General features: G+C 71.9%; 12 protein-coding genes. 2 read left to right on the forward strand and 10 right to left on the reverse strand.

The window, feature by feature from the left end:
• Positions 1-35 precede the first annotated feature (35 nt).
• Both hisS and ACIQUQ_RS22730 read right to left on the reverse strand, forming a co-directional pair.
• Positions 36-1,298 carry a histidine--tRNA ligase gene (hisS, locus tag ACIQUQ_RS22725; RefSeq protein WP_403978658.1) on the reverse strand — a complete coding sequence of 421 codons (1,263 nt, stop codon included), beginning with the start codon at positions 1,296-1,298 and terminating at the stop codon, positions 36-38.
• 10 nt (positions 1,299-1,308) lie between these two features.
• Complete coding sequence (locus ACIQUQ_RS22730; RefSeq protein WP_403665796.1) at positions 1,309-2,019, reverse strand: MBL fold metallo-hydrolase; 711 nt, start codon at positions 2,017-2,019, stop codon at positions 1,309-1,311.
• Positions 2,020-2,173: 154 nt separating this feature from the next.
• Here ACIQUQ_RS22730 and ACIQUQ_RS22735 point away from each other — a divergent pair, with 154 nt between their 5' ends.
• Both ACIQUQ_RS22735 and ACIQUQ_RS22740 read left to right on the forward strand, forming a co-directional pair.
• On the forward strand, positions 2,174-2,956 hold the full coding sequence (locus ACIQUQ_RS22735) for a peptidylprolyl isomerase (protein WP_403978661.1): 783 nt from the start codon (positions 2,174-2,176) through the stop codon (positions 2,954-2,956).
• Between the two features lie 145 nt (positions 2,957-3,101).
• The gene (locus ACIQUQ_RS22740; protein WP_403978664.1) at positions 3,102-4,331 is read left to right on the forward strand and encodes a DUF349 domain-containing protein; all 1,230 of its coding nucleotides are present in this window, start codon (positions 3,102-3,104) and stop codon (positions 4,329-4,331) included.
• Positions 4,332-4,447: 116 nt separating this feature from the next.
• On the opposite strand, the gene ACIQUQ_RS22745 is transcribed toward ACIQUQ_RS22740, so the two are convergent.
• The 8 genes from ACIQUQ_RS22745 to ruvC form a co-directional block, all read right to left on the reverse strand.
• Positions 4,448-6,889, reverse strand: a complete 2,442-nt coding sequence (locus ACIQUQ_RS22745; RefSeq protein ID WP_403665802.1) for a RelA/SpoT family protein — start codon at positions 6,887-6,889, stop codon at positions 4,448-4,450.
• A 201-nt stretch (positions 6,890-7,090) separates the two neighbouring features.
• The gene (locus ACIQUQ_RS22750; protein WP_403978667.1) at positions 7,091-7,633 is read right to left on the reverse strand and encodes an adenine phosphoribosyltransferase; all 543 of its coding nucleotides are present in this window, start codon (positions 7,631-7,633) and stop codon (positions 7,091-7,093) included.
• A complete protein-coding gene (gene secF, locus ACIQUQ_RS22755; protein ID WP_403978669.1) occupies positions 7,630-8,697 on the reverse strand; it encodes a protein translocase subunit SecF in 1,068 nt (355 codons plus the stop codon). The genes ACIQUQ_RS22750 and secF overlap by 4 nt, the downstream gene beginning before the upstream one ends.
• A 1-nt stretch (position 8,698) precedes the next feature.
• Positions 8,699-10,459, reverse strand: a complete 1,761-nt coding sequence (secD, locus tag ACIQUQ_RS22760; protein WP_403978672.1) for a protein translocase subunit SecD — start codon at positions 10,457-10,459, stop codon at positions 8,699-8,701.
• A gap of 149 nt (positions 10,460-10,608) precedes the next feature.
• Positions 10,609-11,064: a preprotein translocase subunit YajC gene (gene yajC / locus ACIQUQ_RS22765; protein ID WP_403978674.1), complete on the reverse strand. Its 456-nt coding sequence runs from the start codon at positions 11,062-11,064 to the stop codon at positions 10,609-10,611.
• Between the two features lie 168 nt (positions 11,065-11,232).
• Positions 11,233-12,306 carry a Holliday junction branch migration DNA helicase RuvB gene (gene ruvB, locus ACIQUQ_RS22770; RefSeq protein ID WP_403978677.1) on the reverse strand — a complete coding sequence of 358 codons (1,074 nt, stop codon included), beginning with the start codon at positions 12,304-12,306 and terminating at the stop codon, positions 11,233-11,235.
• A 313-nt stretch (positions 12,307-12,619) separates the two neighbouring features.
• Complete coding sequence (ruvA, locus tag ACIQUQ_RS22775; protein WP_403978680.1) at positions 12,620-13,249, reverse strand: Holliday junction branch migration protein RuvA; 630 nt, start codon at positions 13,247-13,249, stop codon at positions 12,620-12,622.
• Positions 13,246-13,860 (reverse strand): crossover junction endodeoxyribonuclease RuvC, encoded by a 615-nt coding sequence (gene ruvC, locus ACIQUQ_RS22780; RefSeq protein ID WP_403978683.1) that lies wholly within the window; start codon positions 13,858-13,860, stop codon positions 13,246-13,248. The genes ruvA and ruvC overlap by 4 nt, the downstream gene beginning before the upstream one ends.
• Positions 13,861-14,035: the final 175 nt, after the last annotated feature.

Raw genomic sequence — 14,035 nt, forward strand, 5'->3', positions numbered from 1 at the left:
CCGCACGCGGCAGGCCCCTCCGGCGTCCGACGGGATCACGCCAGCTTCGTCCGGACGGTCGCCACCAGGTCCGCGACCGGCACCGCGGTCTGCTCGCCGGACTCCATGTCCTTCAGCTGGACGACGCCCTCGGCGAGGTCACGCTCGCCGGCGACCACGGTCAGCCGCGCGCCGCTGCGGTTCGCGTCCTTCATGGCGCCCTTGAGGCCCTTGCCCCCGTACGCGAAGTCGGCCGCGATCCCGGCCCGGCGCAGCTCGGTCACCTTGCCGAACAGCAGCCGGCGGGCCTCCTCGCCGATGGCGACGGCGAACACGGCGGTGGCGGCCGGGATGTCCAGCTCCACGCCCTCGGCCTCCAGGGCCAGCACCGTGCGGTCCACGCCCAGCGCCCAGCCCACGGACGGCAGCGCGGGGCCTCCGATCATCTCGGACAGGCCGTCGTACCGGCCGCCGCCGCCGACCGCGGACTGCGAGCCCAGGCCGTCGTGCACGAACTCGAAGGTCGTGCGGGTGTAGTAGTCCAGGCCGCGCACGAGCTTCGCGTCGTCCTCGAAGACCACGCCCGCCGCGGTCACCAGCGCGCGCACCTCGTCGTGGTACGCCTTGCACGCGTCGCACAGGTAGTCGCGCAGCAGCGGGGCGTCGACGAGCTGCTTCTGGACGTCGGCACGCTTGTCGTCCAGGACCCGCAGCGGGTTGATCTCGGCCCGGCGCAGGGTCTCCTCGTCCAGGTCGAGGCCGCGCAGGAAGGTCTGGAGCGCCTCGCGGTAGACCGGGCGGCACTCCTTGTCGCCCAGCGAGTTCAGCAGGATGCGGAAGTTCTGCAGGCCCAGGGAGCGGTACGCCTGGTCGGCCAGGATGATCAGCTCGGCGTCCAGGGCCGGGTCCTCGGCGCCGATCGCCTCGGCGCCGACCTGCGAGAAGTGGCGGTAGCGGCCCTTCTGCGGGCGCTCGTAGCGGTAGTACGAGCCCGAGTACCAGAGCTTGACCGGCAGGTTGCCCTGCTTGTGCAGGCTGGCCTCCAGGGCCGCGCGCAGCACGGAGGCGGTGCCCTCGGGACGCAGGGCGAGCCTGTCGCCGCCCTTGGTCTCGAAGGCGTACATCTCCTTGGTCACGATGTCCGTGGACTCGCCGACGCCGCGGGCGAAGAGGTCGACGTCCTCGAAGCCGGGGGTCTCGATGTAGCCGTAGCCGGACGTGCGGAGCGGGCCGGAGATGGCCTCGCGCACCGCCAGGTACTTCGCGGAGTACGGCGGGATCAGGTCGTACGTGCCCTTGGGGGCCTTGAAGGTGCTCACGAAACTCTCGTCACATTCCTCGTCGTGGGGCGGCGGTGCCGTCTCCCAGGCCGGCGGCGACTTCCCGGAGGTACGGGTTGGTCGCGCGCTCGCGGCCGATGGTGGTCTGGGGGCCGTGGCCGGACAGCACCACGGTCGAGTCGTCGAGCGGCAGGCACACGCGGGCCAGCGACTCGAGCATCTCGGCGTGGGAGCCGCCGGGCAGGTCGGTGCGTCCGATGGAGCCGGCGAACAGCAGGTCGCCCGAGAAGAACACGGACGGCACGTCCGCGAGCTCGGGCATCCGGAAGGTCACCGACCCCCTGGTATGACCGGGCGCGTGCGCGACGGTGAAGTCCAGACCGGCCAGCTTCAGCTCGCTGCCGTCGGTGAGCTCACGGAGGTCGTCCGGCTCCCCCACGGTCAGCTCGCCCATCAGCGGCATCCCGATGGAACGGCCCAGCGCCTTCTCCGGGTCGCTCATCATGTAGCGGTCCTCGGGGTGGATCCAGGCGGGCACGTCGTGCGCCCCGCAGACCGGAACCACGGAGGCGACATGGTCGATGTGGCCGTGGGTGAGGACGACCGCGACGGGCTTGAGCCGATGTTTCCGGAGGGTGTCCTCGACTCCCTGGGTGGCCTGGTGGCCCGGGTCGATGATCACGCACTCCTCGCCGGCGGCGGGGGCGACCACGTAGCAGTTGGTCCCCCAGGCCCCGGCGGGGAACCCGGCAATGAGCACGTTCGTCCTCAGATCGTCATCGGGCCGGCGTAGCGGCGGGCGGATTGCGGCAGATCAGAGCCTACCGGCGCTGCTCAGCACACAGCGAACCCATATACGGTACGGCCTGACCCAGCCCGGACAGCAGCACGTGAGAGCACAAGGAGACGACCCGGTGGTCACCAGTGAGCAGCGGCGGAAGAACGCCAGGGAGAAGTTCGAGCGGCAGCAGCAGCGCCGGGTGGACGCCCAGCGCAAGGCGCGCCGCAAGGGCGCGGTCATCGGCTCGGCGGTGGCGGTGGTGATCGCGGCGGTCGTGGCGACCGTGGCGTCCGGCGCGTTCTCCTCGAAGGACGACGCCACGCCCGAGGCCCGGCCGAGCTCGACCGCGACGCCCTCGGCCACCCCGGAGGCGAAGAAGGAGCCCGCCATGGCGATCGACCAGAAGGCGAAGTACACCTTCGCCCTCAAGACGAACCAGGGCGACCTCGGCATCACGATGGACGCGGCCAAGACCCCGCACACCGTGAACTCGTTCAAGTCGCTGGCCGACGGCGGCTACTTCGACAAGACGAAGTGCCACCGCCTGACCACGGGCGGCATCTACGTCCTCCAGTGCGGCGACCCGCAGGGCACCGGCAGCGGCGGCCCGGGCTACACGATCCCGGACGAGAACCTGGACGGCCTGGGCAAGGCGGGCGCGGACGGCACGGTGACGTACCCGGCCGGCACCGTGGCCATGGCCAACACCGGCCAGCCCGGCTCGGGCGGCAGCCAGTTCTTCCTCGTGTACAAGGACAGCAAGCTGCCCCCGACGTACACGCCCTTCGGCAAGCTCGACGCGGCCGGTCTGAAGGCCGTGGAGGAGGTCGCGAAGGCCGGTGTCGCGGGCGGTGCGACGGACGGAGCGCCGCAAAAGGGAGTGACCATCGAAAAGGCGACGGTCACCAAGGGCTGACGGGCGAGATTCCGTGTCGCCGGATGCGGACAGGCGGCCCGGCGGTCGCCTAGATTGGCGTTGTGCAGGGCGGGCGCTGCCCGCCCCAGGAAACTGTGGACGATGCCAGGGGGCTTGACCCCCGGCATCAGGTGGAGGAGGCGCTGTGAGCAGCGACCCGTGGGGCCGCGTCGACGAGACGGGCACCGTGTACGTGCGTACTGCCGAGGGCGAGCAGGTCGTCGGATCGTGGCAGGCGGGCACCCCTGAGGAGGCCCTGGCCTACTTCGAGCGCAAGTACGAGGGCCTGGTGGTCGAGATCGGCCTCCTCGAGCGACGGGTGCGGACCACCGACCTGTCCGCCAAGGACGCGACGACGGCGATCGATCACCTGCGCCAGCAGGTCGAGGAGCACCACGCGGTGGGCGACCTCGCCGCGCTGCGCGTCCGGCTCGACAAACTGGTCGAGACGGTCGAGTCGCGCCGCGAGGAGCGCAAGGCCCAGAAGGCCAAGCAGACCGACGAGGCCAAGCACGCCAAGGAGGCGCTGGTCGCCGAGGCCGAGGAGCTGGCGCAGAGCGACCAGTGGCGGTCCGCGGGCGAGCGGCTGCGCGCCCTGGTCGACACGTGGAAGGGGCTGCCCCGCCTCGACCGCAAGTCGGACGACGAGCTGTGGCACCGCTTCTCGCACGCCCGCTCGGCGTTCTCCAAGCGGCGCAAGGCGCACTTCGCGTCCCTGGACGCGCAGCGCGAGGACGCCCGCAAGATCAAGGAGCGGCTGGTCGTCGAGGCCGAATCGCTCTCCGGCTCCACCGACTGGGGTCCGACGGCCGCCCGCTACCGCGAGCTGATGGCGGACTGGAAGGCGGCCGGCCGGGCGCAGCGCGAGGCCGAGGACGACCTGTGGAACCGCTTCCGCGGGGCGCAGGACGTCTTCTTCGCGGCGCGCAGCGAGGTGTTCGCCGAGCGTGACGCCGAGCAGTCGGAGAACCTGAAGCTCAAGGAGGAGCTGGCCGACGAGGCCGAGAAGCTCCTGCCGGTGACGGACCTGAAGGCCGCGCGTGCCGCGTTCCGGTCCATCAACGAGCGCTGGGAGGCCATCGGCCACGTGCCGCGGGACGCCCGTCCCAAGGTCGAGGGCCGGATGCACGCCGTCGAGCGGGCCATCCAGGAGTCGGAGGAGGCCGAGTGGCGCCGGACGAACCCGGAGGCGCGTGCGCGCGCCGCGGGTCTGACCGGTCAGCTGCAGGCGGCCGTCGACAAGCTGCGCGAGCAGGCCGAGGCCGCCCGCGCGGCGGGCAACACCGCCAAGGCCGACAAGCTCCAGCGTGAGCTGGAGGGCCGCCAGGCCCTCCTGGACCAGGCGCTGAAGGGCCTGGAGGAGTTCGGCGGCTGATCAGGCCGATCAGGCTGCCGGGACGCCGTTCCGAGCGACGAGAGGGGCTCCCGTACCGCGGTACGGGAGCCCCTCTCGTGTCGTCCGGGCGGCCGGGGCCCGTACGGACCGGCCGGCTAGGGCCGGCGGGCGGAGGTGACGCGGTAGACGTCGTAGACGCCCTCCACGCCGCGTACGGCCTTCAGGACGTGGCCCAGGTGCTTCGGGTCGCCCATCTCGAAGGTGAACCGCGAGGTGGCCACCCGGTCCCGGGAGGTCTGCACGGCCGCCGACAGGATGTTGACGTGCTGGTCGGAGAGGACCCGCGTGACGTCCGACAGGAGCCGGGACCGGTCCAGCGCCTCGACCTGGATGGCGACCAGGAAGACGGAGGACTGGGTGGGCGCCCACTCGACCTCGAGGATCCGCTCGGGCTGCTGCGAGAGCGAGTCGACGTTCACGCAGTCGGCGCGGTGAACCGATACGCCACTGCCGCGCGTGACGAAGCCGATGATCGGGTCGCCCGGCACCGGCGTGCAGCAGCGGGCCAGCTTGACCCAGACGTCCTCGACGCCCTTGACCACGACACCGGGGTCGGCGTTCGCGCGCCGCTTGGAGCGGCCGCGCGACGGCGGGACGCTCTCCTCGATGTCCTCGTTCGCGGCCTCCTCGCCGCCCATGGCCTGGACGAGCTTGGAGACGACGGCCTGCGCCGAGACGTGTCCCTCGCCGATCGCCGCGTACAGCGAGGAGATGTCGGGGTAGCGCATCTCGTGGGCCAGGGTGACCAGCGAGTCGCCGGTGAGGATCCGCTGGATCGGCAGGTTCTGCTTGCGCATGGCCCGCGCGATGGCGTCCTTGCCCTGCTCGATCGCCTCGTCGCGGCGCTCCTTGGAGAACCAGGCGCGGATCTTGTTGCGGGCGCGCGGTGACTTGACGAAGGTCAGCCAGTCGCGGGACGGCCCGGCGCCCTCGGCCTTGGAGGTGAAGACCTCCACGAGGTCGCCGTTGTCGAGGGTGGACTCCAGCGGGACGAGGCGGCCGTTGACCCGGGCCCCTATGGTCCGGTAGCCGACCTCGGTGTGGACGGCGAAGGCGAAGTCGACCGGCGTGGCCCCGGCCGGGAGCGCTATGACGTCGCCCTTCGGCGTGAAGACGAAGACCTCGTTGCGGGAGAGGTCGAAGCGCAGCGAGTCGAGGAACTCACCCGGGTCCTCGGTCTCCTTCTGCCAGTCGAGCAGCTGGCGCAGCCACGCCATGTCGTTGACCGTGTCCTGGCCGGCGCTGCCCTTGGCGGCCTGCGGGACGTCGGTGCGGATCTTGGAGGCGCCGGCGACGGTCTGCTGCTTGTACTTCCAGTGCGCGGCGATGCCGTACTCGGCGCGGCGGTGCATGTCGAAGGTGCGGATCTGCAGCTCGACCGGCTTACCGTTGGGCCCGATGACCGTCGTGTGGAGCGACTGGTACATGTTGAACTTGGGCATCGCGATGTAGTCCTTGAACCGCCCCGGAACCGGGTTCCAGCGGGCGTGGACGGTGCCCAGCGCCGCGTAGCAGTCGCGGACGGTGTCGACGAGGACGCGGATGCCCACCAGGTCGTAGATCTCGGCGAAGTCGCGGCCCCGCACGATCATCTTCTGGTAGACGCTGTAGTAGTGCTTCGGGCGGCCGGTGACGGTCGCCTTGATGCGGGCGGCCCGCAGGTCGGCCTGGACCTCGTCGGTGACGACGGCGAGGTACTCGTCCCGCTTCGGGGCGCGCTCGGCGACCAGGCGGACGATCTCGTCGTACATCTTGGGGTAGAGGATCGCGAAGGCGAGGTCCTCCAGCTCCCACTTGATCGTGTTCATGCCCAGGCGGTGGGCCAGGGGCGCGTAGATCTCGAGGGTCTCGCGGGCCTTCTTCTCCTGCTTCTCCCGCTTGAGGTAGCGCATGGTGCGCATGTTGTGCAGGCGGTCGGCGAGCTTGATGACCAGGACCCGCGGGTCCTTGGCCATGGCGACGACCATCTTGCGGACCGTCTCGGCCTGCGCGGCCTCGCCGAACTTGACCTTGTCCAGCTTGGTGACGCCGTCGACGAGCAGGGCGACGGCGTCGCCGAAGTCGCGGCGGAGCTGGTCGAGCCCGTACTCGGTGTCCTCGACGGTGTCGTGCAGCAGGCCCGCCATCAGCGTGGCCGGGTCCATGCCCAGCTCTGCGAGGATCGTCGTCACCGCGAGCGGGTGCGTGATGTACGGGTCGCCGCTCTTGCGCTTCTGGCCGCGGTGCCAGCGCTCGGCGACCTGGTAGGCCTTCTCGATCTGCCGGAGCGTCGCCGTCTCGATCTTCGGGTCGTTGCTGCGGACGATGCGCAGCAGCGGCTCCAGGACCGGGTTGTACGGGTTGGAGCGCTGGACGCCCAGCCGGGCGAGTCGGGCCCGCACGCGGTTGGACGAACCGCCGGGCTTGGCCGGCAGCGGCCGGGGCGGAACCGGCGGTACGGGCTTGGGCGCCGCGGGGGGCGTGGCGGCGGGCGCCGTGGCCGGGTCTGCCTGCTTGTCGGGCTGCGCGGCGGAGAGTGGCTGGACCTCGTCTGGCAAGAGCGCTCCTCAGGGGGTCCCCCCGGAGTCCGGGGGAGGTTCCGGGGCCCCGGTCAGGTCCGGAAAACCCATGGTAGCGACCCGTGGCCCGGCACGTTCCCCGCGGCCGCCTGGCGGACAGCCCCGGGGCCCCCCGCTCACACGGAAGCGGCGGGCACCGGACGTGTCCGGTGCCCGCCGCTCCGCGGGAGAGTGCGGTCGTCAGACCACGATCAGGGCCTCCAGCGGGGCCCCGCCCAGGCTGGCCTCCAGGCGCGCGCGGCCGGCGAGGAAGCTGAGCTCCATCAGCACCGCGACGCCCGCGACGTCCGCCCCGGCCCGCCGGATCAGCTCCAGCGAGGCCTCGGCGGTGCCGCCGGTGGCCAGCACGTCGTCGATGACCATGACCCGGTCGCCCGGGGCCAGGTCCTCGGCGTGCACCTCGATCTCCGCGGTGCCGTACTCGAGCTCGTACGCCTGCCGGAGGGTCGCACCGGGCAGCTTGCCGGCCTTGCGGACCGGCACGAAGCCGATCCGCGACCGGACCGCCACCGGGGCGGCGAGGATGAACCCGCGCGCCTCGAGACCGACGATCTTCGTCGCGCCGTGCCGTACGCACAGCTCGGCGAGGGCCTCGGTGAGGGCACCGAACGCCTCCGGGTCCGCCAGCAGCGGGGTGATGTCCTTGAACATCACGCCGGGCTTGGGGTAGTCCGGTACGTCCTTGATCCGGCTGAGCAGCAGCTCGCGTACGGCCCCGGTCACCGGCGGTGTCCCGTCGCCCGCGCGGTACGGCCGCCCTGGCCCACGACCTCGGCGCCCGCGTCGTCGGCGGCGTCGTCCGGGGACTCGCCCTTCGCGGCGGCCGCGGCCCGCTTGGCGAGCACGCGCTTGCGGAGGGCCTTCATCGCCGGGTCGCGCTCCTTGAGGTCGGCGACCAGCGGGGTGGCGATGAAGATCGAGGAGTACGCGCCGGCCGCGAGGCCGACGAACAGCGACAGCGAGATGTCGTTGAGCATGCCGGCACCCAGCACGCCGCCGCCGATGAACAGCAGGCCGGCGACGGGCAGCAGCGCCACGACGGTGGTGTTGATCGAGCGGACCAGCGTGCCGTTGAGGCTGCGGTTGGCGACCTCGCTGTAGGTGTAGCGGGTCTGCTTGGTGATGTCCTTGGAGGCTTCCTTCAGACCGTCGAAGACGACGACGGTGTCGTAGAGGGAGTAACCGAGGATCGTCAGCAGACCGATGACCGTGCCCGGGGTGACCTCGAAGCCGACCAGCGCGTAGATGCCGACGGTGATGGTGAGGTCGTGGATGAGCGCGATCAGCGCGGCGACGGCCATCCGCCACTCGAAGGCGATGGCGAGGTAGATCACCACGAGGATCATGAAGACCGCGAGGCCGGTCCAGGCCTTGTTCGCGATCTGCTCACCCCAGCTGGGGCCGACGAGGTCGGCGTTGATGTCCGCCTCCTTGACCCCCAGGTCGGCGGCGAGCTTCGTCTTCACGTCGTTGGCCTGGTCGGTGTCCAGACCGGAGATCTGGATGCGCAGGCCGCCGGTGCCGAGCTCCTGGACGATCGCGTCGTGGCCGGAGGCCGTCTCCGCGTCCTCCTGGGCCTTCTCCACGGACACCGTGGTCTTCGGGGTGGTGAAGACGGCACCGCCCTTGAACTCGATGCCCATGTTGAGGCCCTGGACGGCCAGCGCCACGATCGCCGTGATGGTGATCAGGATCGAGACGGCGTACCAGACCATCCGCTTGCCGACGAAGTCGTAGCCGACCTCGCCTCGGTACAGCCGGGCGCCGAGGTTACCGAGCTTCGACATCTCAGGCCTCCTTCGGTTCGACGGGGCTGCCAGCGGCAGGGGCGGTGGCACGGCGGGAGCGGCGCAGCGGCGGCTTCGCGCCGAGGCGCTTCGGGTCCAGGCCCGACCACGGGTGGCCGTCGGCGAAGAACTTGGTGCGCGCCAGCAGCGTCATGATCGGCTTGGTGAAGAGGAAGACCACGACCACGTCGAGGAGGGTGGTCAGGCCCAGCGTGAACGCGAAGCCCTGCACCTTGCCGACGGTGACGATGAACAGCACGGCGGCCGCCAGGAACGACACGAAGTCGGAGACCAGGATGGTGCGCCGGGCACGCGGCCAGGCACGCTCGACGGCCGGGCGCAGGGTGCGGCCCTCGCGGACCTCGTCGCGGATGCGCTCGAAGTACACGATGAACGAGTCCGCGGTGATGCCGATGGCGACGATCGCACCACAGACGGCGGGCAGGTTCAGGGCGAACCCGATGCCCTTGCCGAGCAGCGCCATGATCGTGTACGTGAGGATCGCGGACACCAGGAGGCTGAGGATCGCGATGAGCGACAGCCCGCGGTAGTACGCCACGAGGTAGATCACGACCAGGGCCAGGCCGATGGCACCGGCGATGAGGCCGGCCTTCAGCTGCTCGCTGCCGAGCGCCGAGGTGACGGTGGTGACGCTGTCCTCCTGGAAGGACAGCGGCAGGGCGCCGTAGGAGAGCATGTTGCCCAGGTCCTGGGCGGACTGCTGGGTGAAGCCGCCGGAGATCTCGGCGTTGCCGCCGGTGATCGCGGTGCTGACGGACGGGTCGGAGATGACCTCGCCGTCGAGCACGATGGCGAACTGGTTCTGCGGGGACTGCTTGGCCGCCAGCGCGCCGGTGGTCTTGGCGAACTTGTCGGCGCCCTTGTCCGTGAACTTCAGCTGGACGATCCACATCGCGCGCTGCGGGTCGAGGACACCCTTGGCGTCGGAGACGTCCTGGCCGTCGACCTCGACCGGGCCGAGCAGCCACTTGGACCACTGGCCGGCGTTGTTCAGGCCACAGGCGACGGTGGGCTCGGTGGGCTTGGCGTTCTTGCCGGCGTTGGCCCGCCCGGCCTCCTTGGTGCAGTCCAGCGCGGCGAACTGCTTCTGGAGGTCACCGGTGGCGGCGTCCGGGGCCGGCGTCGGAGCCGGAGTGGCCTTCTTGTCGTCGGCCTTCTTCGAGGCGTCCGGCGTCGGCGTGGGGCTCGGGGCCTTCAGGGCCTCCGGCACCGCGCGGCCCTGGGAGCTCGCGCTCGCCTTCGGGGTCGGGGTGGCGGTGCTCTTGCCGCCCTCGGCCTTCGGCTTGCCGGAGGGGCTCGCCGACGGGGTCGGCTCGGGGGCCGCCGGGGCGCCGGGCGCGTACGCCACGACCGGGCGGAAGTAGAGCTGCGCGGTCGTGCCGACCTGCTCGCGGGCCTGCTTCTCGTTCGTCCCCTTGGGGATGTTCACGATGATGTGATCGCGGCCCTGGGTCTGGACCTCGGCCTCCGAGACGCCGAGACCGTTGACACGGCGCTCGATGATGCCGACCGCGGTGTTCATGTTGGTCTCGTTGACCGCGTTCGGCTTGCCGGGCTCGCTCTTGGCCTTGAGCGTGATGGTCGTGCCACCCGCCAGGTCGATGCCCAGGCGGGGCGTCGTCTGCTTGGAGATGAACATCCCCGCGGTGAGCGCCACCATCGCGATCAGGATCACCGCCAGGGCACGCCCCGGCCTGCCCTGAGCCCCCGTGGGCCGTCGGCCCTTCTTCGGTGCTGCCACCTTGTCGTATCTCCCTGTCCAACCGCCCGCGCCGGGTGTGCGCTCAGGCGGCCACGAAAGTGTTGTGGGGGCCTGCCCCCCGCAGAAGTGAGCACTGACCGGGACCGCGCCGGACGCCGGTGGGCGTCGCGCGGTCCCCGTCGGCCGGCTTACTTCGCGTCGGCCTCGCCGTCCGTCTTGCCGTCCTTGGTGCCCGGGATGTCCCCGTCGGCCTCGGTCTTGCCGAGGTCGATCTTGGTGTCGTCCGCCTTGTCCTCGGCCTCGGTGAGGGAGGACGCGTCGTCCGGGACGACCGGCGTGTCGATGGTCAGATCATCGCCGGCGCCGTGCACGATGCGGTTGTACTCCGCATCCTCGAGGACGGCGCCGATGGCGTTCTTCGCGTAGACCGCGTGGACGCCCGGGGCGACCTCGAGGGTGACGGTGTCGTCGCCGACTTCCTTCACCGTGGCGTACATGCCGCCGATCGTGCGCACACCGGTGCCGGGCGTCATCTGGTCGCGCATCGACGCCGCCGCCTGCTGCTTCTTCTTGGCGGAGCGGGTCATCAGGAACATGGCCCCGATGAGCACGATGAACGGGAGGAAGGTCACGAGATTGTTCACGGGACGGAGTTTCCTTCGCACGACCGCGCAGGAGAGGCGGCCATTTTCTACGGGGGTGGGCACACCGACCTCGGACGGTCGGCATCGGCGGAGTCTAGGCGAGTCCGCACCGATGGAACAACGCCCAGCATGGCACCCGGGTTCCTGACCAGGCGACCCTCCGCGCCGTCACGCCCCGAACAGGCCCTGTTGTCCGCTTGATCCACTTCCGGCCTGCCCCGGCGGTACGAGGCCCAGGTGGGCCCAGGCCGCGGGGGTGGCCACCCGGCCGCGCGGGGTGCGGGCCAGCAGTCCCTCGCGCACCAGGAACGGTTCGGCCACCTCCTCGACGGTCTCGCGCTCCTCCCCCACGGCCACGGCCAGGGTGGACAGGCCCACCGGGCCGCCGCCGAAGAGCTTCAGCAGGGCCTCCAGCACGGCGCGGTCGAGGCGGTCCAGGCCGCGCGCGTCCACCTCGTACACGCCGAGGGCCGCTGCCGCGATCTCGCGGGTGATCACACCGTCGGCCTTGACCTGGGCGTAGTCGCGGACACGGCGGAGCAGGCGGTTGGCGATGCGGGGGGTGCCGCGGGAGCGGCCGGCGATCTCGGCGGCCCCGTCGGCGTCGATCTCCACGTCGAGCAGGCGGGCGGAGCGGTGGACGACGCGCTGCAGCTCCTCGGGGGCGTAGAACTCCATGTGGCCGGTGAAGCCGAAGCGGTCCCGCAGGGGCGGGGGCAGCAGACCGGCCCGGGTGGTGGCGCCGACCAGGGTGAAGGGCGGCAGCTCCAGGGGGATGGCGGTGGCGCCGGGGCCCTTGCCGACGATCACGTCGACGCGGAAGTCCTCCATCGCCATGTAGAGCATCTCCTCGGCGGGCCGGGACATCCGGTGGATCTCGTCGAGGAAGAGCACCTCGCCCTCCTGGAGGGAGGAGAGGATGGCGGCCAGGTCGCCCGCGTGCTGGATGGCGGGGCCCGAGGTGATCCGGATCGGGGCCCCCATCTCGGCCGCGATGATCATCGAGAGGGTGGTCTTGCCGAGGCCGGGGGCGCCGGAGAGCAGGACGTGGTCGGCGGTGGCACCGCGCTGGCGGGCCGCCTTGAGGACGAGGTCGAGCTGCTGGCGGACCTTCTCCTGGCCGACGAACTCGTCGAGGTCCTTCGGGCGCAGCGCCGCCTCGACGGCGCTGTCCTCGCCGTCGGCGGCGGCGCCGACCAGTCGCTCCGCGGCGGTGCCGGTGTCGTCCTCGTCCCAGTTCACGGTGTCTGCCCTTTTCGGTGTCGTGCGGTGGTCGTACGGTGCGGGTCCCGTGCCGGGTGCCGGTCCGTGCCGTTGCCGGGTGCGGGCCGTTGCCGGTGCGGGTGGTGCCCTGCGGGGCCGGTCCCCTACCCGCCCTTCCTCCGTTCCTCCCCCAGCTACCGCTGGGAGGTGCCCCCAGGGCTCCGCCCGGACCCGCTCCTCAAACGCCGGAGGGGCTGATTTCAGCCCCTCCGGCGTTTGAGGAGCGAGGGTCTGGGGGCAGCGCCCCCAGTTTCGGGAAGGGGCGGGGTGGGGGAAAGGCTCCGCGCAGCGGTCAGCGGGTGCGGCTGAGGGTCTGGAGGGCGGCCCGCAGCAGCTGCGGGACCGGGGCGGACCCGGACTCGGCAATTGCGGCCTCGGCCTGCGGTGCAACCGCAGCCACAGCTTCCTCGGCCTCCCTGGACGCATACCCGAGGCCGATGAGCGCGGCAGCCAGCTGCTCCGACCAGGGCGCCGGCCCCGCGGCCACCCGCTGCGCGCCGACCAGCCCGCTCGTACCCAGCGGCGCACCCAGCTTGTCCTTCAGCTCCAGCAGCAGCTTCTGGGCGCCCTTCTTGCCGATCCCCGGCACCGCCATGAGGGCCTTCTCGTCCCCGGTGGAGACCGCCGTCCGCAGCGCGTCGGGGCTGTGCACCCCGAGCATGGCCTGGGCGAGGCGCGGGCCGACGCCGCTGGCGGTCTGGAGGAGCTCGAAGACCTGCCGCTCGTCGTCGTCCGCGAAGCCGTAGAGGGTGAGGGAGTCCTCGCGTACGACCAGCGAGGTGGCCAGCCGCGCCTGCTCGCCGAGCCGGAGGCCGGCGATGGTGGTGGGGGTGCACTGGACTGCCATGCCGACGCCGCCGACCTCGATCACGGCCGTGGTCGGGGCCAGCGCGGCGACGGGGCCGGTGACGAAGGCGATCATGCGGTGGGGCCTTTCGGGCTGCGTACGGCGGACGGGGTGCGGGCGGGCCGGCGGGCGGCGAGCAGGGCCTCCGCGGGCGACGCGGTGCCCCGCCTGCCTGCGGCGTGCGCGGCGGCCGCCTGCTGGAGGCGGTTCTGCGCGGGGGCGCGCCAGATGTGGCAGATGGCGAGGGCCAGGGCGTCGGCGGCGTCGGCCGGCTTGGGCGGGGCGTCCAGCCGGAGCAGCCGGGTGACCATCGCGCCGACCTGGGCCTTGTCCGCCCGGCCGCTGCCGGTGACGGCGGCCTTGACCTCGCTGGGGGTGTGCAGGGCGACCGGGATGCCGCGGCGGGCCGCGCAGAGCATGGCCACCGCGCTGGCCTGGGCGGTGCCCATCACCGTACGGACGTTGTGCTGGCTGAACACCCGCTCCACGGCGACCAGTTCGGGCCGGTACTCGTCGAGCCAGGCCTCCATGCCCTCTTCGATCCCGACCAGCCGGACCGGGGTGTCCGCGTCGGCGGGCGTGCGGACGACGCCCACGCCGAGCATGGTCAGGGGCCGGCCGGCGGTTCCCTCGACGACCCCCACGCCACACCGGGTCAGCCCCGGGTCCACCCCGAGAACGCGCACGTCACCCTCCCTGTGGTCTCCAGTTCGAGCAGGCTACCGGGTGCCACCGACAGCGCCGCGCAAAACGGCGGCGGGGGGGGGGGGGGGGGGGGCCCCCCCCCCCCCCCCCGGCCCCCCCCCCCCCCGCGGGGCCCCCCCCCCCCCCCCCCAAGGCGGGGGGGCCCCCCTGGGATAA

Origin of the sequence: Streptomyces sp. NPDC101118, from assembly GCF_044759445.1 — a bacterium.
Classification (GTDB): Bacteria; Actinomycetota; Actinomycetes; order Streptomycetales; family Streptomycetaceae; genus Streptomyces.

What these genes read in the sequence shown, in the direction of transcription:
- secF (WP_403978669.1), bottom strand. Translation starts at nt 8,697, where the DNA reads ATGTCGAAGCTCGGTAACCTCGGCGCCCGGCTGTACCGAGGCGAGGTC.
- ruvA (WP_403978680.1), bottom strand. Translation starts at nt 13,249, where the DNA reads ATGATCGCCTTCGTCACCGGCCCCGTCGCCGCGCTGGCCCCGACCACG.